Annotated in this window: 20 protein-coding genes; 2 read left to right on the top strand and 18 right to left on the bottom strand. The window is 60.8% G+C overall.

Annotated elements, in window-relative coordinates; genetic code table 11:
* Nucleotides 1–66: 66 nt before the first annotated feature.
* Together adhE and KSY82_RS05750 are read left to right on the top strand one after the other, a co-directional pair.
* A complete protein-coding gene (gene adhE, locus KSY82_RS05745; RefSeq protein ID WP_117716641.1) occupies nucleotides 67–2,715 on the top strand; it encodes a bifunctional acetaldehyde-CoA/alcohol dehydrogenase in 2,649 nt (882 codons plus the stop codon).
* 89 nt (nucleotides 2,716–2,804) lie between these two features.
* Nucleotides 2,805–3,569: an aminoglycoside phosphotransferase family protein gene (locus tag KSY82_RS05750; protein WP_006236119.1), complete on the top strand. Its 765-nt coding sequence runs from the start codon at nucleotides 2,805–2,807 to the stop codon at nucleotides 3,567–3,569.
* A 178-nt stretch (nucleotides 3,570–3,747) separates the two neighbouring features.
* Here the strand turns inward: KSY82_RS05750 and KSY82_RS05755 are convergent, their stop codons facing one another.
* The 18 genes from KSY82_RS05755 to ppdK all read right to left on the bottom strand — a co-directional run bounded on the left by KSY82_RS05755 (nucleotide 3,748) and on the right by ppdK (nucleotide 23,664).
* Nucleotides 3,748–5,469: a proline--tRNA ligase gene (locus KSY82_RS05755; RefSeq protein WP_229025872.1), complete on the bottom strand. Its 1,722-nt coding sequence runs from the start codon at nucleotides 5,467–5,469 to the stop codon at nucleotides 3,748–3,750.
* Complete coding sequence (ispG, locus tag KSY82_RS05760; RefSeq protein ID WP_229028270.1) at nucleotides 5,470–6,552, bottom strand: flavodoxin-dependent (E)-4-hydroxy-3-methylbut-2-enyl-diphosphate synthase; 1,083 nt, start codon at nucleotides 6,550–6,552, stop codon at nucleotides 5,470–5,472.
* A 13-nt stretch (nucleotides 6,553–6,565) separates the two neighbouring features.
* Nucleotides 6,566–7,927: a M50 family metallopeptidase gene (locus KSY82_RS05765; protein ID WP_217750517.1), complete on the bottom strand. Its 1,362-nt coding sequence runs from the start codon at nucleotides 7,925–7,927 to the stop codon at nucleotides 6,566–6,568.
* Nucleotides 7,928–7,952: 25 nt separating this feature from the next.
* On the bottom strand, nucleotides 7,953–9,140 hold the full coding sequence (dxr, locus tag KSY82_RS05770; RefSeq protein ID WP_217750518.1) for a 1-deoxy-D-xylulose-5-phosphate reductoisomerase: 1,188 nt from the start codon (nucleotides 9,138–9,140) through the stop codon (nucleotides 7,953–7,955).
* A complete protein-coding gene (locus KSY82_RS05775; protein WP_271738222.1) occupies nucleotides 9,140–10,039 on the bottom strand; it encodes a phosphatidate cytidylyltransferase in 900 nt (299 codons plus the stop codon). The genes dxr and KSY82_RS05775 overlap by 1 nt, the downstream gene beginning before the upstream one ends.
* 2 nt (nucleotides 10,040–10,041) lie before the next feature.
* Nucleotides 10,042–10,836, bottom strand: a complete 795-nt coding sequence (gene uppS / locus KSY82_RS05780) for an undecaprenyl pyrophosphate synthase (protein ID WP_117735162.1) — start codon at nucleotides 10,834–10,836, stop codon at nucleotides 10,042–10,044.
* A gap of 1 nt (nucleotide 10,837) precedes the next feature.
* Complete coding sequence (gene frr / locus KSY82_RS05785) at nucleotides 10,838–11,374, bottom strand: ribosome recycling factor (protein WP_006236112.1); 537 nt, start codon at nucleotides 11,372–11,374, stop codon at nucleotides 10,838–10,840.
* Between the two features lie 2 nt (nucleotides 11,375–11,376).
* Nucleotides 11,377–12,099: a UMP kinase gene (gene pyrH, locus KSY82_RS05790; protein WP_217750519.1), complete on the bottom strand. Its 723-nt coding sequence runs from the start codon at nucleotides 12,097–12,099 to the stop codon at nucleotides 11,377–11,379.
* A gap of 118 nt (nucleotides 12,100–12,217) precedes the next feature.
* On the bottom strand, nucleotides 12,218–13,087 hold the full coding sequence (gene tsf, locus KSY82_RS05795; RefSeq protein WP_217750520.1) for a translation elongation factor Ts: 870 nt from the start codon (nucleotides 13,085–13,087) through the stop codon (nucleotides 12,218–12,220).
* Between the two features lie 45 nt (nucleotides 13,088–13,132).
* Nucleotides 13,133–13,861, bottom strand: coding sequence for a 30S ribosomal protein S2 (gene rpsB / locus KSY82_RS05800; RefSeq protein ID WP_006236109.1), 729 nt, complete (start codon nucleotides 13,859–13,861; stop codon nucleotides 13,133–13,135).
* A gap of 219 nt (nucleotides 13,862–14,080) precedes the next feature.
* Nucleotides 14,081–15,001: a tyrosine recombinase XerC gene (locus KSY82_RS05805; protein ID WP_217750528.1), complete on the bottom strand. Its 921-nt coding sequence runs from the start codon at nucleotides 14,999–15,001 to the stop codon at nucleotides 14,081–14,083.
* On the bottom strand, nucleotides 14,998–16,335 hold the full coding sequence (gene trmFO, locus KSY82_RS05810; RefSeq protein WP_217750521.1) for a methylenetetrahydrofolate--tRNA-(uracil(54)-C(5))-methyltransferase (FADH(2)-oxidizing) TrmFO: 1,338 nt from the start codon (nucleotides 16,333–16,335) through the stop codon (nucleotides 14,998–15,000). Before trmFO ends, KSY82_RS05805 begins: the two co-directional genes overlap by 4 nt.
* Before the next feature lie 14 nt (nucleotides 16,336–16,349).
* Nucleotides 16,350–17,285, bottom strand: coding sequence for a DNA-processing protein DprA (locus KSY82_RS05815; protein ID WP_368042039.1), 936 nt, complete (start codon nucleotides 17,283–17,285; stop codon nucleotides 16,350–16,352).
* Nucleotides 17,282–18,805, bottom strand: coding sequence for a YifB family Mg chelatase-like AAA ATPase (locus KSY82_RS05820; RefSeq protein ID WP_217750522.1), 1,524 nt, complete (start codon nucleotides 18,803–18,805; stop codon nucleotides 17,282–17,284). Before KSY82_RS05820 ends, KSY82_RS05815 begins: the two co-directional genes overlap by 4 nt.
* Entirely contained in the window at nucleotides 18,805–19,290 is a 486-nt protein-coding gene (locus KSY82_RS05825) for a YraN family protein (protein WP_148331473.1), read from the bottom strand. The genes KSY82_RS05820 and KSY82_RS05825 overlap by 1 nt, the downstream gene beginning before the upstream one ends.
* 189 nt (nucleotides 19,291–19,479) lie before the next feature.
* A complete protein-coding gene (gene rnhB, locus KSY82_RS05830; RefSeq protein ID WP_217750523.1) occupies nucleotides 19,480–20,268 on the bottom strand; it encodes a ribonuclease HII in 789 nt (262 codons plus the stop codon).
* A 93-nt stretch (nucleotides 20,269–20,361) separates the two neighbouring features.
* Complete coding sequence (gene rplS, locus KSY82_RS05835; RefSeq protein ID WP_006236098.1) at nucleotides 20,362–20,703, bottom strand: 50S ribosomal protein L19; 342 nt, start codon at nucleotides 20,701–20,703, stop codon at nucleotides 20,362–20,364.
* A 210-nt stretch (nucleotides 20,704–20,913) separates the two neighbouring features.
* A complete protein-coding gene (gene ppdK, locus KSY82_RS05840) occupies nucleotides 20,914–23,664 on the bottom strand; it encodes a pyruvate, phosphate dikinase (RefSeq protein WP_217750524.1) in 2,751 nt (916 codons plus the stop codon).
* Between the last annotated feature and the right edge of the window lie 710 nt (nucleotides 23,665–24,374).

Consider the following 24,374-nt stretch of genomic DNA (forward strand, 5'->3'; position numbering starts at 1 on the left):
TTCGCCGAATAATTTCTTGCTATCATGCAAGGCGTAGGGTAAATCTCCGATCGCAAGGAGACACAAATGGTGAAAAAGTCACCGGAAAACACTACTCCCGCAATTGTGGACAACGTAGAGGCGCTTGAGGCTAAGCTCGCTCAGATGCGAGAGGCCCAGGCGCTTTTTGCTACGTACACGCAGGAGCAGGTCGACAAGATCTTCTATGAGGCCGCCATGGCCGCCAACAAGGCTCGTATCCCGTTGGCGAAGATGGCCATCGAGGAGACCGGCCGCGGCGTTCTTGAAGACAAGGTCATCAAGAACCACTACGCCGCAGAGTACATCTACAACGCTTACAAGAACACCAAGACCTGTGGTGTCCTGGAGCGCGACGAGGCTTACGGCATCACCAAGATCGCCGAGCCCATCGGCATCGTGGGCGCCGTCATCCCGACGACCAACCCCACCTCCACCGCGATCTTCAAGACGCTGATCAGCCTGAAGACCCGCAACGCCATCATCATCTCCCCGCACCCGGCTGCCGCCAAGTGCACCATCGCCGCCGCCAAGCTCGTGCTTGACGCCGCCGTCAAGGCCGGCGCCCCCGAGGGTATCATCGGCTGGGTCGATGTCCCCTCCATCGAGCTGACCAACATGGTCATGCGCGACGTCGACATCATCCTCGCCACCGGTGGCCCGGGCATGGTCAAGGCCGCTTACTCCTCGGGCAAGCCCGCCCTGGGCGTTGGCGCCGGTAACACCCCGGTCGTCATCGACGACACCGCCGACGTTCTGCTCGCAGTCAACTCCATCATCCACTCCAAGACCTTCGACAACGGCATGATCTGCGCTTCCGAGCAGTCCGTGACCGTCATCGACACCATCTACGACCAGGTCAAGGCCGAGTTCCAGAAGCGCGGCTGCTACTTCGTCAAGCAGGGTGCCGAGATGGAGGCCCTGCGTGCCGCCATGTTCAAGAACGGCGCCCTCGATCACCGCATCCCCGGCATGGCTGCCGCCAAGATCGCCGAGCTCGCCGGCATCGAGGTTCCCGCCAAGACTAAGATCCTGATCGCCGAGGTCACCTCCACCGACCCCGCCAAGGAGGAGTTCTCCCACGAGAAGCTCTCCCCGGTCCTGGCCATGTACCACGCCAAGGACTTCCAGGAGGCCGTCGACAAGGCCGAGCACCTGGTGCTCGCCGGTGGCCCGGGCCACACCGCCTCTCTGTACGTGCACCCCGCCCAGGCCGAGAAGATCAGCCTGTTCGAGCACGTCATGAAGGCCTGCCGCATCGTCATCAACACCCCGTCCTCGCACGGTGGCATCGGTGACCTGTACAACTTTGGCATGAAGCCGTCTCTGACCCTGGGCTGCGGCTCCTGGGGCGGCAACTCCGTCTCCGAGAACGTTGGGGTGAAGCACTTGATCAACGTTAAGACTGTGGCCGAGCGCCGTGAGAACATGCTGTGGTTCCGCGCTCCCGAGAAGGTCTACTTCAAGAAGGGTTCCACGCCCGTCGCCCTCGACGAGCTGGGCAACGTCATGGGCAAGAAGCGCGCCTTCATCGTTACCGACCAGTTCCTCTTCAAGAATGGCAACACCCGCGCCATCGAGGCCAAGCTCGACGAGATGGGCATCGCCCACGACTGCTTCTACGACGTCGAGCCCGATCCGTCGCTGCAGTGCGCACGTCGCGGCGCCAAGCAGATGGCTCTCTTTGAGCCGGACGTCATCATCGCCGTCGGCGGTGGCTCCGCTATGGACGCCGGCAAGATCATGTGGATGATGTACGAGCACCCCGAGTGCAAGTTTGAGGACATGGCCATGGACTTCATGGACATCCGCAAGCGTATCTTCACCTTCCCCGAGATGGGCAAGAAGGCCTACTTCGTCGCCGTCCCGACCTCCTCGGGTACCGGCTCCGAGTGCACGCCGTTCGCCATCATCACCGACAAGGAGACCGGCATCAAGTGGCCGCTCGCCGACTACGCGCTGCTCCCCAACATGGCCATCGTCGACGCCGACAACTGCATGACCGCCCCGCGCGGCCTGACCGCTGCCTCCGGCATCGACGTCATGACCCACGCCATCGAGTCCTACGTCTCCATCATGGCTTCCGACTACACCAAGGGCCTCTCCGAGCGCGCTGCCAAGCTCGTCTTTGAGAACCTGCCCTCCAGCTTCACGAACGGCGCCAAGGACCCGCACGCCCGCGAGGAGATGCACAACGCCTCCTGCATGGCCGGTATGGCCTTCGCCAACGCCTTCCTGGGCCTCAACCACTCCATGGCTCACAAGCTCGGCGCTTTCCATCACCTGCCCCACGGCATCGCTAACGCCGTCATCCTGACCCGCGTCATGCGCTACAACGCCGCCGAGGCTCCCGTCAAGATGGGTACCTTCTCCCAGTATCCTTACCCCAACGCGCTGCACAACTACGCCGAGATGGCCAAGTACTGCGGCATCGAGGGCAAGGACGACAAGGAGGTCTTCGAGAACTTCATCACGAAGCTCGAGGAGCTCAAGGACTTCATCGGTGTCAAGAAGACCATCGCCGACTACGGTGTTGACGAGCAGTACTTCCTCGACACCCTCGACGAGATGACCGAGCAGGCATTCAACGACCAGTGCACCGGCGCTAACCCGCGCTACCCGCTCATGAGCGAGATCAAGGAGCTCTACCTGGACGCCTACTACGGCCGCGAGCCCCAGGACTACGCCGTCTGCTAGTTTTTAGCACGGTTTTTTGCGGCGGGGGTGCACGGGTGTTTCACACACCCCCGCCGTCGCTTCTATCGCATCGTTGAAAGGATGCAACCATGCTGCTACCCGATTCCAAGACCGAGCTCGTCCGCCGTGGCAACAAGGTCGTTTACGACCTGGGCGACAAGATCGTCAAGGTCTTTAACGAGACCAAGCCTGTCTCCGACGTGTTCAACGAGGCTTTGAATCTTGCCCGCATCAATGAGTGCGGCATCCGCAGCCCCAAGGCTCTCGAGGTTTCCCAGCTCGAGAACGCCAACGGCTGGGCGCTCGTGACCGAGAAGGTTCCGGGCACCACCCTTGCCGAGAAGATGACTGCCGAGCCCCAGCGCTTTGGTGAGTACCTCGAGATGTTCGTCGACCTCCAGATCGAGATCCACGGCTACACCTCCCCGCTGCTCAACCGTCAGCGCGACAAGTTCGCCCGCATGATCGACAGCCTTGATCAGCTCAATGCCACCACGCGCTACAACCTTCAGGAGCGTCTGGACGGCATGACCAAGGAGTTCAAGGTCTGCCACGGCGACTTCAACCCCTCCAACGTCATCGTCGGCGACGACGGCCAGCTCTATGTGTGCGACTGGGCACACGCCACCCAGGGCTCCCCTGCTGCCGACGTTGCCACCACCTACCTGCTCTTTGCCCTCAACAGCAAGGACCAGGCCGAGGCCTACCTGGAGCTCTACTGCGACCGTGCCGACATGCCCATGCAGGTCGTGCGTCAGTGGACGAGCATCGTCGCCGCTTCCGAGCTCGCTCGTAAGCGCAACGTGAACGATGAGTTCCTGAAGAACTGGATCGACGTCGTCGATTATCAGTAATATCTGAGCGATTTATTTCGCATCGGAGGCATAATGGAAAACCCCGCAGCTCGCATGGGCTGTGGGGTTTTCCTTTTAGATATCGAGGATGCTACAAGATAATAGGACGGCCCCGCATCTCCCCGATTGGAGAAATGCGGGGCCGTCCCACATATCGAACTACAAGCGAAATCGTCGATTAACGGCGGGCTGCCTTAACAAGCTCGGCAACCTTGGCAACGACCTCGTCGATCGCCACGTCCTCGCGCTCGCCCGTAGCACGGTCCTTGAGCTCAACGGTGCCATTCTTAAGGCCGCGCTTGCCCAGAACCACCTGATACGGGAAGCCCATGAGGTCGTTATCGGCAAACTTAAAGCCCGGACGCTCATCGCGATCGTCGACGACGACCTCGATACCCTCGGCACACAGGCCATCAACAATCTGCTCGCAGACGGTAGCGCACTCTTCCTTCTTGGGATCAAGCGGAATCACCGCGACCTCGTACGGGGCAACGGAGACCGGCCAGACGATACCGTGCTCGTCGTTGTGCTGCTCCACGACGGCAGCAAGCGAGCGGGACACGCCCACGCCGTAGCAACCCATGATGAGCGGCTTCTCCTTGCCGTCCTCATCCATAAAGGTGGCACCCATGGCCTCGGAGTACTTGGTGCCCAGCTGGAAGACCTGAGAGACCTCGATGCCGCGGGCAGCGGAGAGCGGCTTGCCGCAGTGCGGGCAGGGGTCGCCGGCGACAACGGTGACCAGATCGGCCCACTCATCGACGGTAAAGTCGCGCTCGGGGCAGGCACCGGTAAAGTGATAATCGACCTCGTTGGCACCGCAGGCCCACTGTTTGGACTCGCGCAGGCTCTCGTCGCAGACCAGACGAATGCCATCGGGCAGGTTAACCGGTCCGATAAAGCCCTTGTGCAGACCGTTCGCCTGAAGCTCCTCGTCGGTCATCATGCGATAGCCCTTGCCAAAGACGTGCTCGGCCTTGCAATCGTTGAGCTCGTGATCGCCCGGAACAATGGCCACGACCGGCTTGCCCTCGGCGTCGATGAGTGCCAGCGACTTGCGCGTGCCGTTCTCGGGGAACCCAAAGAACTTAGCAACAGCCTCAATGGTGCCCATGCCCGGAGTCTCAACCTTGGTGAGCGTACCGTCACCAGGACCCTCGGTCACGACGACCTTGGTGCTTGCAGCCTCGTCATCGGCAGCGAAGCCGCAATCGTCGCAGTAGACGAGCGAAGCCTCGCCGGCGTCAGCCAAAGCCATGTACTCGACGGAGGTATCGCCACCGATCTCGCCAGAATCGGCGACGACGGGCAGAGCCTTGATGTAGCAGCGCTCGCAGATATTGGCGTACGCCTGCTTCATCTTGTCGTACTCCTCCTGCAGGCTCTCCTGCGTGGCGGAGAAGCTGTAGGCGTCCTTCATGATGAACTCGCGGCCGCGCATCAGGCCAAAGCGGGGACGGAACTCGTCGCGGAACTTGTCCTGAATGTGATACAGGTTGACGGGCAGCTGCTTATAGGAGCGTAGCTCGTTGCGCACCAGGGCCGTGACGGTCTCCTCGTGCGTGGGGCCCAGGACGAACTCGCGACCATGACGGTCGTCAAAGCGCACAAGCTCCTTGCCATAGGCGTCGATGCGGCCGGACTCGCGCCACAACTCGGCGTCGACCATGATAGGCATCATAAGCTCCTGGGCGCCGGCAGCGTCCATCTCGTCGCGCACGATGTTCTCGATCTTACGGATCGAGCGCCAGGCAAGCGGCAGGTAGGAATACAGGCCGGCGGCCTCCTTGCGGATCATGCCGGCACGGAGCAGCAGGCGGTGACTGGCGAGCTCAGCGTCCGCCGGATCCTCTTTAAGCGTCGGCGCATAGAGCTTAGACATATACATTGCTCGGGTCATTTATTTCTCCTCAATAAGCTTGTCGACCTCTGCCATAAGCGCGTCGACAATTTGGTCCTCAGCTACTTTACCAATGATCTGGCCATGCGAAAAGAGCAAGGCCTGACCACGTCCGCAAGCAACGCCCAGGTCGGCATCAGAAGCCTCGCCGGGGCCATTGACCGCGCATCCCATAACGGCGATCGAAAGCGGCGCGGAGTAGTTCTTAAGCCGCTCGGTGACCTCCTCGGCGATGGGAATGAGGTTAACCTGGCAGCGGGCGCACGTGGGGCACGAGACAATCTCGGGACCACGACGACGCAGGCCCAGCGACTGCAAAATTCCCCAGGCGACCGGCGGCTCCTCAACCGGATCGGCCGTGAGAGAGACGCGCATGGTGTCACCGATACCCTCAGACAGCAGAATACCAAGGCCCACCGAGCTCTTAATGGTGCCCTGAAGCTTGGTACCCGCCTCGGTTACGCCCAGGTGAAGCGGAACGTGGGGAATCTCACGCGACAGGGCTCGATAGGTATCGAGCGTCGTTTGCACGCTATGGGCCTTGGCCGAAAGCACAATGTTCGTAAAGCCGCGGTCCTCAAAGTGCTTGACGAAGCGCTCGCTCGACATCACGAGCTTTTCGGGCTGCGTGAGGTCTTCGCGCTCGGCGATATCCTGCTCAAGCGAACCAGCGTTGACACCGATGCGAATTGCGCAGCCCGCAGCACCCGCGGCATCGATGACAGCATCGACCTTGGCCCAATCGCCGATATTACCGGGATTGATGCGGAGCTTGGCGGCACCGGCCTCCACAGCGCCAATGGCCAGCTTGTGGTTAAAGTGGATATCGGCAACGATTGGCACCGGAGACTCGGCACAGATGGTGCGGAAACCCTCAAGCGCGGCCTCGGTGGGCACGCTCACACGCACGATATCGCAGCCAGCCTGCGCCAACGCGCACACTTGCGCAAGCGTTGCCTGGGCATCAGCGGTATCGGTGCAGGTCATGGATTGGACCACCACCGGCGCGCCGCCACCGATCTGCACACCGCCCACATGCACGGGGCGCGTCAACTCGCGCGGCAAAGGATGGGATAAAGACAATCCAAACACTCCCCTACAGAATAAATCGAAGGATGTCGGAACGAAGCATATAGACAAACAGCAGCGCAAAGAGCGCGATGCCCACATAGCTCACAATCGTCTGGACCTTGAGCGGAAGCTCGCGGTCCGCAATCTTTTGAATGATCTCGATGACCAGCTTGCCGCCATCGAGTGGTGGGATGGGCAGCAGGTTCATAAAGCCAAGCGAGAACGAAATGAGGGCGGCAAACGAAAGGAACGTGGCAGGGCCGGCAGCAGCAGCCTGTGAGGACATAACGCTAATACCCACGATCGACGAGGACTGGTCGAGAATCTCCATCGTATGCTGCGGCTGGAGTAGGCGCATCACGCCCTCCGCTGTCTGCACGACATAGGAGAAAGACAGGCGAGCCGACGTGATGAGGTCTAAACGGACCACCTGCGTAGAGGCATACACACCTAGGCGCTCATCCTCTTTGAGCGCAACCGTGGTCGAATGCTGCTTGCCGTCACGCTCGTACTCGATGGCGATATCGTCCTTACCGGCAGCCTTGCCGATGGCATCGTAAACGTCCATCCAGGTAGAGCACGATACTCCGTCAACCGAAAGGATCGCGTCGCCGCCCTCGATACCCGCCTTGGCGGCAATAGACCCCTCGTCAACCTGACCGATCACGTTGGTATCCATCGGCACGGTGACACCCGTAATGGAATAGATGCTCATAAGGAGCAAAAAACCCGTCAGGATATTGACGAGAATGCCCGCGAGCAGCATAAAGGCGCGCTTGAGAAAGCCCTGGCCAAGATAAGTGTGCGAGCGCTCTTGCGCCAAGAAATCAGCCTCGCCGCACGGCAGCTCCCACACATCGCCCTCGGCAGTCGCATGCTCTCGATCGAACCGGCGGCCGTCAAAGGTGGTGTAACCCGCAGCGTCTCGAGGCAGTGTCTGATACTTAGTGGGATAGTAGCTCGGTGAGGGCTTCTCCCCTTCCTCATACCAAGGTGCGATGGAGCCCCAGCCCAGCAACAGAGCACAAGCCTCGAGCACATCCTCCTCGGAAAGCTCGAGCTCGACAGCAAGGTCGGCCACGGTCACGCGACCATGACGGTAGATAGCCGCGAGCACGCGATCGGCGCACGAGACATCGGTCGGATCCATACCGCAGATGGCAGCGTAGCCACCCAGCAGCAGCGGGGTCACGCCAAACTTGGTTCCAATGCGACGCGACGTGTAATGGATGTCAAAGCGGCACGGCAGGCCCAAAAAGAACTCGGTCACACGGACGCCGCAGGCACGCGCCGCCAAAAAGTGGCCACCCTCGTGCAAAAACACGAGGACGGAAAGCATCAGCAGGCCCCAAAAGACCGATGAAAGAACGCTCAGAACAGTATCCATAAAACGAAAAAGCAATCCTTATGGGTTAGGAACGGGTTGCGACGAGTACCTGCGCAGCCTTTTCACGCGCCCACGCATCGATATCGTGAAGTTGCTCAAACGAATCGACCGCCTGCACATCGTGGGCATCCATGCAGGATTCCACAATGCGATCGATATCGGTAAAGCTGCAGCCATCGCGCAGGAAGGCATCGACGGCGACCTCGTTGGCGGCATTGAGCACGCACGGCATGGTGCCACCCGTCTTGCCGGCACGCTCGGCCAGTGCCAGACAGCGGAAGGTATCCATGTCGGCAGCATCAAACGTGAGCTGCCCCAACTCGCGAAAATCGATACGAGGCGCCGGAGTATCCCAACGCTCGGGATACGAGAACGCGAACTGGATGGGAATACGCATGTCGGAAGCACCGAGATGCGCCATCACGGAGCCGTCGGAGAACTCGACCATAGAGTGAATCTTGGACTGACGCTGCACGACCACGTTAATGAAATCGAGGTCGCAGTTAAACAGATGCATGGCCTCAATGCGCTCCAGGCCCTTGTTCATGAGGGTGGCGGAGTCGATGGTGATCTTGGCGCCCATGGCCCACGTGGGATGTGCGAGGGCATCGGCACGCGTCACGCGGTCGAGCTCGTCGCGCGTGCGGCCAAAAAACGGACCGCCCGAGCAGGTGAGCCAAATACAATGAGCCTCGCGTGGGTTCTCCCCCAGATAGCACTGGAAGATGGCGGAGTGCTCAGAGTCGACTGGAATAAGCTGGCCCGGTTGCGCCAACGGCATAAGCAAGTCGCCACCGACGACGAGGGACTCCTTGTTGGCAAGGGCAAGGCGCTTATTTGAGGTCAAGGCCGCATGGCTCGCCTCGAGACCGGCGGCACCCACAATAGCGACGAGTACGCAGTCGACATCGTCGCGACGCGCGAGCTCGCAAACCGCCTGCGCGCCTACGCCGAGCTTCGTTCCCTCGGGCAACTCCTGCAGCACGGCGTCATCGCCATGAGCGACATCGGCCACGGCAACCGCCGGAACCGAGAACTCGCGGGCAGCGGCAACGAGCTCGGAAGTACTGGAGTTAACGGACAGCGCCGTCACCTGCAAGCGATCGGCATGCTGACGGCACACATCGAGCGCCTGGGTGCCGATAGAGCCCGTACAGCCCAGGATGGCAACACGGAGACGTCCATCGGAGCCATACGTCGTCTGGAAGGACATTACAGCACGCCTCCGATCATCAGCATCAGCTGCGCGGTGATGCAGCCGAAGATAAGCGAATCGCTACGATCGAGCATGCCGCCGTGGCCCGGGATAAGGTTGCCGGAATCCTTGACGCCCACGCCGCGCTTGATGCGCGACTCGATAAGGTCGCCGATAACGCCCAGAATGGACACGACCACGCCGCACAGCAGCGCATAGGGCAGGCTGAGCTTGTAGAAATGCGTCGCCCACAGGATGATCCAAATCAAAACCGAGCCCAGGATGCCGCCGGCAAACCCCTCCCAGCTCTTTTTGGGAGAGATCTTGGGAACCATCTTGTGCTTGCCGATACGGCTACCTACGATGTAGGCAAACGAGTCGGAGACCCAAAGGGACGCGCAAACGCCCACCGAAAGCAGGGCGCCGGCAAAACCGGGCACGGCATCGCGCAGCAGCACGATAGCCGACAGCATAAAGCCAGTGTAGATGGGGCCCATGAGCGTCACGGCCACATCAGAGATGCGGGTACGCGGCGACCAGACATACCAAATGCCCACAGCGAGCATCAGGGCAAAAAGCAGGGCATTCAGCAACATCGAATCGCCCAACGCCGACAGCGGAAAGAGTACGGCAGCAGCGATACCCATGCGCTCGTTAGCCATCTTGCCATCGAGCCTTGTCATACGGAAAAACTCATAGCAGCACAGACCGCTCATGACAGAAACAAAGATGGCCGTGGGCACGATACCCAAAACCAGGCACAGGATAAAGACAACGGCGTAGACGATACCGGCGGCGGCACGGGTGATAAAGCCCGCAAGCCACGAACCGGTGCCATTCTTCGCTGCAGGCGCTCCAGCAGCGACAGCCTTGCGCTCAGATGTCTTGGGAGCAGTTGCCTTGGGACGATCGGACACGATTAAGCCTCCTCGGTCTTGCTCAGACCACCAAACCTACGGTCACGGCCCTGATAGGCCAAAATGGCGTCGACAAGGCCCCAACGATCAAAGTCGGGCCAATAGGTATCGGTGACGTAGAATTCGGAATAAGCCACCTGCCACAGCAGATAGTTCGAAAGGCGCAGCTCACCAGAGGTGCGAATCACAAGCTCAGGATCGGGAAGGCCGGCGGTATAGAGGTGGGAAGCCACCATGTCGTCATCAATTGCGGCAGGATCGATCTTACCGGCGGCAGCGTCGAGTGCGATCTGACGGACAGCGCGGGTAATCTCGGCACGCGCGCCGTAGTTGACGGCAAGCGCCAGCGTCATGCCAGTGTGATCGGCGCACTCGGCAAGACCGCGTTCAAAAACGTCGCGGGTCTTCTTGGGCAGCGCGGAAATGTCACCCAAAAAGACAACGCGCACGTTTTCGCGCTTCAGAAGCGGCAGCTCGTCGATGAACGTCTTGGCAAACAGGTGCATCAAGACGTTGACCTCATGCTGCGGGCGGTTCCAGTTTTCGGTAGAAAACGCATAGGCCGAAAGCACGTCGACGCCCAGACGCACGCAAGCGGTAATAATCTCGCGAAGGGAGACGATACCCGCCTTGTGGCCCTCGGTGCGTGCAAGACCGCGCGATGTGGCCCAACGACCGTTGCCGTCCATAATGCACGAGATATGGTGCGGAATGTTATTGAGGTCAAGGTCGGAAAAACCGACGCCCGCAGGGGCGTCGGCAAAGTACTCGACCAGTTTATGCTCGTCGTATTGCACCTTAGATCTCCATGACCTCGGCTTCTTTTTCCTTCAGAAGCTCCTCGACCTTGGCGACATACTCATCGGTGTGCTTCTGGACCTTGGCCTGCTCGCGACGGACATCATCCTCGGTGAGCTCCTCATCGCGCTCGAGCTTGTTGTTGAAGTCGCGACGGATGTTACGGATAGACACCTTGGCCTGCTCGGCGTACTCGCGGCACTCCTTGACGAGCTCGCGACGGCGCTCCTCGGTGGGAGCCGGGAACGGCAGACGAACGACGGTGCCATCGGAGTTGGGGGTAATACCCAGATCGGAAGCGCCGATGGCCTTGACGATAGCGTTGATGAGTGCCTTGTCCCACGGCTCGATGAGCAGCATGTGGGCCTCGGGGGTCTTGACGGCGGCAACCTGCGTGACCGGCGTGGGAACACCGTAATAATCGACGGTGATGTCGGACAGAATGTTGGCATTGGCGCGGCCGGTACGAACCTTGGAGAAGTTATGCTTGAGGGACTCGAGCGACTTGTCCATATGGGCGGTGATGTTCTCTGCCATGCTTAATCCTCCTGATAGACGAGCGTGCCGACGGGCTCACCCGAAAGCGCGCGCTTGACGGTGTCCTCGCCATCGATGTTGAGGACCAAAATCGGCATACGGTTGTCCTGGCACAGTGCCGTAGCCGTGGAATCCATAACCTGCAGACCGCGGACGAGAACCTCGTGATAGGTAATCTTGTCAAAACGGACGGCGTCGGCGCACTTGACGGGATCCTTGTCGTAGATGCCGTCAACCTTGGTGGCTTTAATCAGAATCTCGGCGCCGATCTCGCACGCACGAAGAGCCGCGGCGGTGTCGGTCGTAAAGTACGGATTGCCCGAACCGGCGGCAAAAATAACGACGTTGCCCTTGGAAAGGTGGTTGATGGCGCGACGGCGAATATAGGGCTCGCAGATCTCGTTCATCTGGATAGCGCTCATCACGCGGCAGGGAACATCGTTATGCTCGAAGGCATCCTGCAGGGCGAGCGCGTTCATAACGGTTGCCAGCATGCCCATGTAGTCGGCCTGAGCACGCTCCATGCCACCGGCAGCGCCGCCCATGCCACGGAAAATATTGCCGCCGCCGACAACGACGCCGACCTCATGGCCAACGGCGAGCAGCTCCTTGACCTGCTTAGCAAGATGGTCGGTAACCTTGGGGTCGATGCCATATTGGCCGTCGCCCATCAGCGCTTCGCCGGAAAGCTTAAGAAGCACGCGTTTATATCGGATGTCGGACAAAGCGATCCTCCTTTAGATTGAACTCTCAACATTCTATCAAAGGCTCTAAGAAGAGCCATGAAAAAGCAGGCTGTGAGTAAAACCCACAGCCTGCTCATTACCAGCTACAAGAGCTTATTTACTCGCCACGGACCAGACGGTCAAAGGCAACGACGGTAATGGTGTCGCCGAGCTCCTTGGAGACCTTCTCAGCGTACTTCTTGATGGTGAGGGAGCTGTCCTTGATGAACTCCTGCTCGGTGAGCACGGACTGCTTGTAGAACTTCTCCAGACGGCCGACAGCCATCTTCTCCTGGATAGCCTCGGGCTTACCGGACTCGGCAGCCTGAGCCATGTAGATCTGCTTCTCGTGCTCGACGGTCTCGGCCGGAACCTGATCGCGGGTAGCGCAGATCGGGGCGACGGCGGCAACCTGAAGGGCAACGTCGTGAGCGAAGGTCTTGAAGGATTCAGCCTGAGCGGTCTCAGCCTTCTCGAAGGCGAACTCGACGAGGACGCCGATCTTACCACCCATGTGGATGTAAGAAGCGAGCGCGCCGTTCTCAGCCTTGCGGGCAGCGAAGCGGGAGATCTTCATGTTCTCGCCCATGATGTGAATCATCTCGGTGAGCTCGGAGGAAACGGTCTCCTCGCCCATCGGCTTCTCGAGCAGAGCGTCGACGTCAGCAGGCTCGGTGGTAGCGACAACCTCAGCGACCTTGGAAGCAAAGCCGGTGAACTTGGCGTTAGAGCCAACGAAGTCGGTCTCGCAGGAGAGCTCGAGCAGAGCGCCGGTCTTGCCATCCTCGGAGACGAACGCGGCGACAGCGCCCTCGTTGGTCTCACGGCCAGCCTTCTTGGCAGCCTTGGCAAGGCCGTTCTTACGCAGAACGTCGACAGCGGCGTCCATGTCGCCGTCAGCCTCGACGAGAGCCTTCTTGCACTCCATCATCGGGGAGTCGGTCATCTCGCGGAGCTGCTTGACCATAGCGGCGGTAATCTGGGCCATTGTGGTTCCTTTCAAAGAGATGAAAAAGAATTAACTAAGACTGATTTACTCGGCCTTGGGCTCAGCGGCCATCTCGGCCTCGGAGACCTGCTCCTTACCAGAGCCAGCGAGGCAGGCGTCAGCCATGAGCTCGCACATAAGGGTGACAGCGGAGATAGCGTCATCGTTGCAGGGGATGCCGTACTCGACCTCGTCGGGATCGGAGTTGGTGTCGATCAGGGCGACGACGGGGATGTTCAGGCGCTGAGCCTCCTTGATGGCGTTCTCCTCGCGCTTGGTGTCGATGACGAAGAGAGCCTGGGGCAGACCCTTCATGTCGCGGGCGCCACCGAGGTTGGTCTGGAGCTTGGTGAGCTCCTTGCCGAGAACAGCCTGCTCCTTCTTGGGGAGCACTGCCATGCGGCCGTCCTCGACCATGGCCTCGAGCTCCTCCATGCGGTTGATGCGGGAGCGGATGGTGACGAAGTTGGTCAGCATACCGCCGAGCCAACGCTGGTTGATGTAAGGCATGTTGGCGCGCTCAGCAGCGTTCTTGACGGCCTCCTGAGCCTGCTTCTTGGTGCCGACGAACAGCACGTTGCCGCCCTTAGCGACGTTCTTGACGAAGGTGTAGGCCTGGTCGGCGTCGAGGATGGTCTGCTTGAGGTCGAGGATGTAGATGCCGTTGCGCTCACCGAAGATGAACGGCTTCATCTTGGGGTTCCAGCGACGGGTCTGGTGACCGAAGTGGCAGCCGGCCTCGAGCAGGGTGCGGATATTAATCTTGGTAGCCATGTTAAACCTCCTGTGGTTTGCCTCCGCGCGGGGTCATCCTCCAAAACCAACCCGGACATGTGCTACCAAAGCCCGGGCACCACGGTATGAAGTAGCCGCGCGTGCGTGATAAAAACATGTTGCCGTGAAGCAACCCGATGAATGATAGCAGGAATGCTTCTTCCTGCCAACCCGCAATCAAAACCACACACCTGAGTGCGGCGCGGGACGTCCCAGCCACTATTCGCCGCGGGGATGGGCTTGAGACACGGCACGTTTGAGCCGATCGGGCGTGAGGTGCGTGTAGATTTGCGTCGTGGACAGGCTCGCATGGCCTAGCAGCTCTTGAACCGAGCGCAGGTCCGCACCGCCCTCGAGCAAGTCGGTCGCAAAGGTATGGCGCATCGCATGCGGGGCGATGTCGGCCGGAATGCCGGCAAGTGTCGCCAGCGTATGGAACCGCCGCCTGAGCATGGCGGCACTCATGCGATTGCCGCGCGCCGATATAAGCAGCGGATGCGCCCCGGTAGCGGGGTCACGGCGCTTTGCCCGAGCGAGCAACTCCGGCCTCCCCTCCTCAATATAGAGACGCGTCGCCTCGAGCGCACGACGATACAGAGGGACGATACGTTCTTTGCTCCCCTTGCCCCACAGGCGCAGCGTGCGTTCGGACCACGCAATGGACTCCACATTGAGTGCTGCGAGCTCAGAGATACGGGCGCCCGAGGCATAGAGCAGCTCGAGCATCGCCGCATCGCGCAGTCCCGCGGGTGTTGAGGTATCAGGCGTCTTGAGCAGCGCCTCCACCTGTTGGGTCGTCAGCACACCGGGTAGATCGCGCGGGAGCTTGGGCGAGGAAATTGCCGAGACCGCATCGCCCTCCACGACCCCCTCGGCAGCCATCCACCGATAAAGCGAGCGAACGGCAGACAGGTGTGCCGCAAGCGTTCGGGGAGCCACCTGCTCACGCGAAAGCTCGGCAAGATAGCGACGAATGGTGCGCACGTCGGCAGCGAAAGCATCTATATCCTCGCGCTCGCACCAGGCAGCAAAGCGCTCCAGCCTCGAGCCATAGGCCGTCACCGTGTTGGGAGAAAGCCCCTCGACACGTGAGATATAGGCGATAAACGAGTCAACGGTGTCGTACAGGTCAAAGGCTATGACCGGTCGCCTCCAAACAGATCGGAGCGAGTGGCCAGATAGGCATCAAGGGCCTCGAGCGCACGGTCCGCATAGGCCTGGTAGCGGTCGCGCTTGCTGCGGCGCTTACCGTCCTCGAGCGGCGGCACCAGGCCAAAGTTGACATGCATAGGCTGATAGCCCACGGTGGCAGGATCGGTCGCATAACCCACGAGCGCACCCAGGGCGCCCACACGCGGCAACTCGACGCCCGAGGCACCGATAGCCTCGGCATAGGTGTTGAGCGCCGCGAGCAGACCTGTCGCCACGGCTTCCATGTACCCCTCGGTGCCGGTGATCTGACCGGCCAGGCGCACGCCGGTACCGGGCACGGCAAAGGTGCCATCGAGCACGTGCGGGGCGTCGACAAAGGTATTGCGGTGCATGACACCGTAGCGGAAGAACTCAGCGTTCTCCAGGCCCGGCACCATATGGAAGACGCGCTTCTGCTCGCCAAAGGTCAGGTTGGTCTGGAAGCCCACCAGGTTATAGGCGGTCTTCTCCTTGTTCTCGGCACGCAGCTGAATCGCCGCCCAGGGGCGACGTCCGGTACGCGGGTCGGTGAGGCCGACGGGCTTCATGGCACCAAAGCGGATGGCATCCTTGCCCGTGCGCGCGACCTCCTCGGCGGGCTGGCAGGCCTGGAACAGATCGCCGCCCTCAAAGTCTTTGAGCACCACGCGGTCGGCCGTGGTAAGCGCCTCGATAAAGGCCTCGTACTCCTCCTTGTTGAGCGGAGCGTTGAGATAGTCGCCGCTCCCCTGCTCCTCGTAGCGCGACTGCGAGAACAGCACGTCCATATCGAGCGTGGAGGCATCGACGATCGGCGCCGCGGCATCGAAGAACGCAAGGGCGTCGCCACCGACGAGCTTCATGACCTCTTCGCTCAGCGCAGGTGAACACAGCGGGCCCGCGGCAATGACCACGTGGCCCTCGGGAATCTGCGTGACCTCGCCGTGCACGACCTCGATATTGGGACGAGCGGCAACTTCGGCCTCGACAAGCTCGGAAAACTTGACGCGATCGACCGCTAAGGCGCCACCGGCGGGAACAGCCGCGCGATGGGCGCAATCGAGCAGAACTGAACCCATGCGCTCAAGCTCGGCCTTCAGCAAACCAGCCGCGGAATCCGGACGGGTCGACTTAAACGAATTGGAGCAGACGAGCTCTGCCAGGTGATCGGTATGGTGGGCCGGGGAGCTCACCTGGGGGCGCATCTCGCACAGCTTTACGGCAAACCCGCGATCTGCCAGCTGGATCGCGCACTCCGAACCCGCCAGACCGCCACCGATAACTGTCACCTGATCGAACTGCATCTGCAAACACCTTTCTAATTGACACGTTTTCCATTGTGACCGAAGGGTGTCTGGGCGTGAAGGGCAAACTTGGAGGGCGCATACCTTCCATCCATCATGCGCTCGATAAGACCCTCGAGTTCAAGCGAACCCAAGAGTTTGAGTACGCCGACAGCATCGAGCGAGACGAGCGCCGCGATGTCGTCGACCTTGAGCGGAGAGGCGATGAGCGCATGCATCACGGTCTGCTGCGTTGGATCCAGGTCGGCAATGCCGGGAGCATCGGGGCGCGAGTAGCGCAGGGTTCCGTAGATGCGTGAGATAGCCATCTCGATAGATTCCTCGTCGACGATGCAGCAGGCACCGTTCGCAATGAGGTAATTCGTGCCACGCGACTCGGGCGATAGGATCGACCCCGGCACGGCAAGAAGTTCGCGCCCCAAATCCATAGCAGCCTCGGCTGTAGAAAACGTCCCGGAAGGCATACCCGCCTCGGATACAAAGAGGGCTTGCGACAGGGCCGCGATCACGCGATTGCGGCGCGGAAAGGCGAACTTGCGCGGACCCATGCCCCACGGAGAGATCGACACGACCGCGCCACCCGTATCAAGCGTGCGCGTAATCAGCCCCGCGCTCGAACGCGGGTAGACCACGTCGGCGCCCGTCCCCAGCACCACAACGTGTTTGCCGCCGGCGTTGACCGCAGCCCAACCCGAGGCCTGGTCACAACCGACCGCACCGCCCGAAACTACCGTCACTCCCGCCTCAACCGCCACCTTCGCCGCAAGCTCTGCCACGGCAAGACCATACGGCGAGGCCTTGCGCGCGCCGATGATGGAGAGCGCGGGCGTCGAAAGCACCTCGGGGTTGCCGCGCACATAAAGCGTCTGGGGTAAATCAGAAAGCTCCAAAACGGTCTCGGGATACAACGCATCACCTGGATGCAGCTCGAAGGTCCCCTCGGCCATCATTGGTCCCTCCTTCCCTGGTACATCGCCGCCTCGAGCACGTGGTCCTGCGTCACTTGCTCGCTCTCGGCGACATCTGCGATCGTACGCGCAATGCGAACCAGGCGCACGATGCCACGCCCTGTGAGATGCGTGCGTTTGGATAGGCCGAGTACGCATTTCTCGGCAGCATCATCAAGCTCAAAGGTCGAAACGACGCCGTCAATGGACCGCGTCTCGTCATCCTCGGCCTCGGCATCTGCATCGTCCATACGGGATTCGCGCCAAGCGCGAAAAGCGCGACCGCGCACAACGTAGTCACGTAACTCGGCCGACGACATACCCTCTGCGCCCTCGATAATCACCTGGGGGTCGGGACGGGTCACATCGATCATCATGTCGATGCGGTCGGCCAAAGGGCCGCGCAGTTTAGACCGATAGCGCTCGACCATCGCCGCTGAGCAGCGACACGGTACCTCGCGATCGCCCAAAAAACCGCAGGGGCAGGGATTGCTCGCAGCCAGCAGCTGAAAGCGCGACGGGAAGGTAAAGGCCCCGTCGACGCGTACGATCCTCACATAGCCGCGCTCGATGGGCTGACGCAGCGTCTGCAGCACACCCGTGGGAAACTCGGCAAGCTCGTCCAAAAAGAGCACGCCGCCATGAGCAAGGCTGATCTCACCCGGATGCACCGGGCGTCCTCCGCCAATGAGGCCCGCCGTTGAAATACTGTGGTGGGGACTGCGGAAGGGCCGATGACCTGCCAATAATCCATCGATGTTCTCGCCCAAGACCGAATGGATGCACAGCGCCTCCTGCTGGTCCTCAACGGAAAGCTCGGGCAGGATGCCGGTCATACGACGGGCGAGCATCGTCTTGCCCGATCCCGGGGACCCGATCATAAGCAAACCGAGCTCACCCGCTGCCGCCAGCGCCATGCCGCGTTTGGCAACCTCCTGCCCCAGTACGTCGGCATAGTCGAGCTCGGGCTCAAAGGTCGCCTCGACGCCCTCAGAATCCAAGTAGCGCCGCGCGGCATCGCCCATACCATGAGCAAGCTGAGACAAATGATCGATAAAGCCGCAATCCACGCCCGCGAGTGGCACATGCTGGTCGGACCTGCCGGCGATAAAAGACAGCCCCATATCACGCGCCAATAGCTGAAACGCCACCTCGCCCTTGACGGGAAGCACCGTACCGTCCAAGCCAAGCTCACCAGCAATAAGACAACGATCGAGGTTGTCGCGGGGAATCTGACCATCGGCCGCCAATACCGCGATGGCGATGGGCAGATCAAAGCCGCTACCGGTCTTGCGAATATCGCCGGGCGCCAGATTGACCGTAATGCCCGAGCGCGGGATCTCGAACCCGGCGGAGCGCATCGCGCAGCGAATACGACCGCGTGACTCCATCACCTCCATACTCGGGATGCCGAGCATCTGGATGCCCGGAACGCCACCGGCAAGCGAGACCTCGACCGTGACGTGAATCGCCTCGACGCCGCGGATGCAGGCCGCGTGAACGGCAAACGTCTCGAACGCCATCACGACACCTGCCAATCGAACGCGTTGTACTGATGCTCGATCTCGGCAATATGCCCGCCACGAATGGTGACACCCACGGCATCGAAGCGAATCGCCTTGAGCGGATAATGCTCCATGAGGTAGCAACTTGCGATGCGGCGGTAACGGCGTTGCTTTTGGGCGTCCACGGCCTCCTCGGGAAAGACCCGCGTGTCGCAATCCAGTGCAACGCGTCTGGTCTTGACCTCGGCCATCACCACGACATCGTCGAGCTCATCGAGCAGCACCAGATCGGCCTCGCCCTCAGTGCAACGATAACCCTGCTCCAGCAAGGTGTAGCCGCGCTCGTTAAAATAGTCGATGGTGATCAGCTCGCCCAGCATGCCCAGCTCGCGGGGACTGAGTCCCTTGATAAACTCGGGCGTCATCGCCCCGCAGTCGAGCTCGCCGTTTTCCCAACGCTCCTTGAGCTGCTGCGTCTTGCTCTTTTTGCTTGCGGCACTCATAGGGTCTCCTTTCCCGCACACTGAATTGCCCCGATGATGAGGGCACCTTTCATGCGGGTAAGTACCGGAAGCAAACCAAAAGCTAACCAAATGCCGTCAAAAAACGGGCCGTATGCAGCAATGGTGTTGCATACGGCCCGCTACCAGCAGGTTTATAAAACCCCAGAGGTCCCTGTCTCCACAATTGACCTAGAAAAGGCGCTCAGTCTGCAGAAAGTTTCCGCAAAAGCTCACGCGGTGCAGAGGACAAAGTCCATGTTTGCGAATGGCCTCGATGTGCTCGGGGCTTGCGTAGCCTTTCGATTCGGCCAAATGGTACTCGGGATACTCGGCATCGTACTCGACCATCATCTCATCACGCGTGACCTTGGCCATGATGGACGCCGCGGCGATACAGGCGATCTTGGCATCGCCCTTCACCACGTCACGCTCGTTAGGAACGGCGCCCAAGGGGTTGCCATCCATGAGGACGCAGTCGGGTTCAAGTCCCGTATCGGCCACGGCGCCCGCAACGGCGGTACGGATAGCACGGGCCATGCCCATCTCATCGATATCCTTCGGCGCGATATGGCAAAAACCGATCGCCGTCGCCACCTCGGCAATCTTCACGGAGAGCAGCTCGCGGCGCGCCGGCGTGAGCTTTTTGGAATCGTTGATGCCCCAGATGCGCGGCTCCATGGGAAGGCACACGGCACACACCGTCAGGGGACCGGCCACCGATCCGCGACCCACCTCGTCGACACCAACGACCACCCCATCGCCGCCAAGCTCATGCATAAGCTCGTACATGCCATTGACGCGCTCGCGCTCGGCGACCTCTTTGGAATGGCGTTTGAGGGCGCGTTCACAAGCCTTGATCACCTGCTGGCGCGGATCCTCGCGATAATGCTCCACGAGGGCAGGAATCTCCTCAAACGTAGCGCTCGCCAACTCACCGGCAACCTGCGATGCCGAAACCGAGCTCGTCATGTTGGCCATACCAGGCCCTCCTTGCATGCAAATCAGATAAAAAGAAGGGCCACCCGAAGGTGACCCTTGTGTCCAAACGAGTGGACAGACGCTGCGATCTTCTTAGCGCTTCTCGGGGATGCGAGCAGCCTTGCCCACCTTGTCGCGGAGGTAGTACAGCTTGGCGCGACGGACGCGACCATGACGAACGACCTCGAGCTTGGCGATCTTGGGGCTGTGAAGCGGGAAGGTACGCTCAACACCGACACCGAAGGACATCTTGCGGACGGTGAAGGTCTCGCGGGCACCGGCGCCGGCCATGCGGATGACGTCGCCCTGGAAGACCTGGATGCGCTCGCGGTCGCCTTCCTTAATGCGGTAGTGAACCTTGACGTTGTCGGCGACGCGAACCTGAGGAATGTCCTCGCGGATCTGCTGACGCTCGATTGCGCGGATGTAATCCATGTGCAATTCCTTACTCTTCTAGAGGTGCCGTACCACCTTGGCCGGCACGTAGTTGAACAAACGTATTCGAGTATACACGCGCGGGTTTCTGCTGCAAGAACAATTTTTTGCGCAGACAAAAAGACAAAACCCGCACATGATAACCGCCCGCCTCACGAATGAGACGGGCGGTATGAAGGGGGGCTACGCTAGGCGTCTAAACGCTAAACGCTAGGCGGAACGCTTGGCCTCGAGCTTGGCCTGGGCGGCAGCCAGACGTGCGAGGGGCACACGATAGGGCGAGCAGGACACGTAGTCCACGTCGGCCACGTTAAACAGGCCCTTGATGGACTTGGGGTCGCCGCCGTGTTCGCCGCACACGCCAAAGTGCATGTCGGGATTGGTGGCGCGGCCCTTCTCGACGGCCAAGCGCACGAGCTCCAGCACCGCCGTGTCGATGGTCTCGAAGGGGTTGTCCTTCAGGATCTTCTTGTGCAGGTACAGCGGAATGAACTTGGCCTCGGCATCGTCGCGGGAGAAGCCGAAGGTCGTCTGGGTGAGGTCGTTGGTGCCAAAGCAGAAGAAGTCGGCATGATGGGCGATCTCGTCGGCGACCATGCAGGCGCGCGGCAGCTCGAGCATCGTGCCCACGGGAATGTTGAGCTCGACACCTTCCTCGGAGGAAACCTCGGCGATGACACGCTCAATGACCTCGCGGGTCTGGACATGCTCTGCCGTGATGGAAACGAGCGGAACCATGATCTCGGGGCGTGGGTCGACACCATCCTTGAGAAGGCGGGCAGCAGCCGTGGCCACAGCGCGGACCTGCATGAGCGGCAGATCGCCAAAGACGACGGACAGGCGCACGCCGCGCAGGCCGAGCATCGGGTTGGACTCGACCATGCCGTCAATGCGACGCAGGCGGGCGCGCAAGACGGCAAGCTCTTCCTCGCTGGCGCCAGCGGCTTCCTTCTTGGTGATGGCGACCTCAAGCTCGCGAGGATTATCCAGGAACTCATGAAGCGGCGGATCGAGCAGGCGGACGACCACATCGCGACCGGACATGGTCTTAAACATCGCCAGGAAGTCCTCGGTCTGAACCTTGAGCAGGTCGGCCAGGGCCTGCTGCTTCACGGCCTCATCGTCAGAAAGGATAAAGCTCTGGATGATGTTCTTGCGATCGCCCAGGAACATGTGCTCGGTGCGGCACAGGCCAATAGCCTCGGCGCCAAACTCGAGTGCGAGCGCGGCGTCCTCGGGGTTGTCGGCGTTGACGCGCACGTGGTTGGCGTGCCCGTCGCTCTCCTCCAGACGAATCTCGTCGGCCCAGGACAGAATGGCATCCAGGTCGCCGGTGAGCTCGGCGGAGACCAGGTCGATCGCGCCATCGACAACAATGCCCTGGGTACCGTCGATGGAAATGATGTCGCCCTCGTGCAATACGCGATCGCTGCCCTCGATGCGCACGACCTTCTCGGCGGCATCGATATGGAAGCGCTCGACACCGCAGACGCAGGGCGTACCCATGCCGCGGGCGATAACGGCGGCGTGGCTCGTCTTGCCACCATGGCTCGTCAGGATGCCCTCGGCGGCAACCATGCCCTTCAGGTCGTCGGGGTTGGTCTCCCAGCGGACCAGGATGACCTTGTGGCCTTCGGCGGAACGCGCGACGGCGTCATCGCTCGAGAACACGACCTCACCCACGGCGGCACCAGGGCTGGCATTAAGGCCGCATGCGAGCGCCTCATACTTCTTGGAGGAATCAAACTGCGGATGCAGGAGCTGGTCGAGCTGTGCAGGGTCGATGCGGCTCACAGCCTCCTCACGGGTGATCAGTCCCTCCTCGACCATCTCGATGGCAATGCGCAGGGCCGCGGTGGCGGTACGCTTGCCCACGCGGGTCTGGAGCATCCAGAGCTTGCCCTGCTCGATGGTGAACTCGATGTCGCACATGTCGCGATAGTGATCCTCGAGCGTCAGGAAGACGCGCTCGAGCTCCTCGCCTGCGGACTCAAGCCCCGGAGTGGTCTTGAGATCGGCGATGGGCTCGGTGTTGCGAATGCCGGCGACGACGTCCTCGCCCTGGGCGTTGACCAGAAAGTCGCCGTAGAACTCCTTGGTGCCGTCGGCCGGGTTGCGGGTGAAGGCGACGCCGGTCGCAGAGGTCTCGCCCTTGTTGCCAAAAGCCATGGCCTGGACGTTGACGGCGGTGCCGAGCTCGTCGGAGATGCCGTGCTGCTTGCGGTAAATGCAGGCGCGCTCGTTCATCCAGCTGCCAAAGACGGCCTGGATGGCAAGGCGAAGCTGGAGCTCCGGATCGTGCGGAAAGACGGGCTTACCATCGGCGACCTCGAGCTCGGGGTACAGGGCGGCCTCGACGTTGGCGGAGAAGATGCCCTTGAAGGTCTCGACGAGCTCCTGCAGGTCCTCGGCCGAAAGCTCGGAATCGACGCGGACGCCGGCAACCAGGCGGGCCTGGGTCAGGGCGTTCTCGAACAGGTCGGCGTCGACGCCCATGACGACGTTGGAGAACATCTGGATAAAGCGGCGATAGCTGTCCCAAGCAAAGCGCGGGTTCTGCGTCTGGGCGATGAGGCCCAGGACGGAATCGTCGTTGAGGCCCAGATTGAGGACCGTGTCCATCATGCCGGGCATGGAGAACGGAGCGCCAGAGCGCACCGAGACGAGCAGCGGATCGTTGGCATCTCCGAGCTTCTTGCCGCAGCGGGCTTCGAGGTCGGCCTCGGCGGCAACGATCTCGTCAAGCGCGCCGGCAGGCCAAACATTGCCGGCACCGGAGTACTCAACGCAGGTCTGGCAGGTAATGGTAAAGCCACCGGGGACCGGCAGGCCGATACGGCTCATCTCGGCAAGGTTAGCGCCCTTGCCGCCAAGCACAAAGTTCATAGACTTGTCGCCCTCGGTGACACAAGTGCCCTGGGCGTCGGTTCCAAAACGGTAAACCCTCTTGCAATCGCTCACGATACTTCCCCTTCTATGTGTTCGCACACACGACCGTGGTAACGAATCGACCCGCCGGATGCGGACCGTGAGGGAACTATACGGCGGGTTTTGGGCGGGCTTGAGCAGAGGCTGCGCGGTTTGGTAAACGTGCTAAAACTGGCGGTAAACGGTAGGTAAAGGTGGTTACCTTATGAAGATACCAGTACAACGTAGTCGCAGGTCAAAAGCGGTATAAACTGCTAAAACGCTTTAGCAAAAAGCTGTAATTATTGGAATGGAATCTCTTAAACTACGCAATAGCCAAGAAAGACAAAATCTATCAGAAGTATTTGTCCCAGGGATTTTGGTCAGAGTAGCTAATTTGGGACGGGGCTATTTTAGCCACCCCGGCAGATAGCGCGAATGCTTTGGCGGAGTAACGGCCGGGGTAGCTAAAAAAGCCCCATTACAGTTTGAGTCGTCCGAAAGGGCGGCTCCTTACTAGTTCTGGTAATACGATTGAGCCGTACCGATGGTCGCTGGCCGACCGCGACCGCGACGCGGCCTCCACCCGAGACCCCCATCTCGACACATAGCCCGTCATCCGACGAAAGCGCGCAGGTCGTCCTGTATAGGCGCATGGTGTCCCCCTCCGCCGCAAGAGGGAAACGAAAAAGCCCCTCTTTGCCACTACTGAACTGCCTCCCATTTCTTGGACATGAGAAATGGGAGGCTTTCTTTATGCGCGT

This window comes from Collinsella aerofaciens (genome assembly GCF_019131995.1).
GTDB lineage: Bacteria > Actinomycetota > Coriobacteriia > Coriobacteriales > Coriobacteriaceae > Collinsella > Collinsella aerofaciens_S.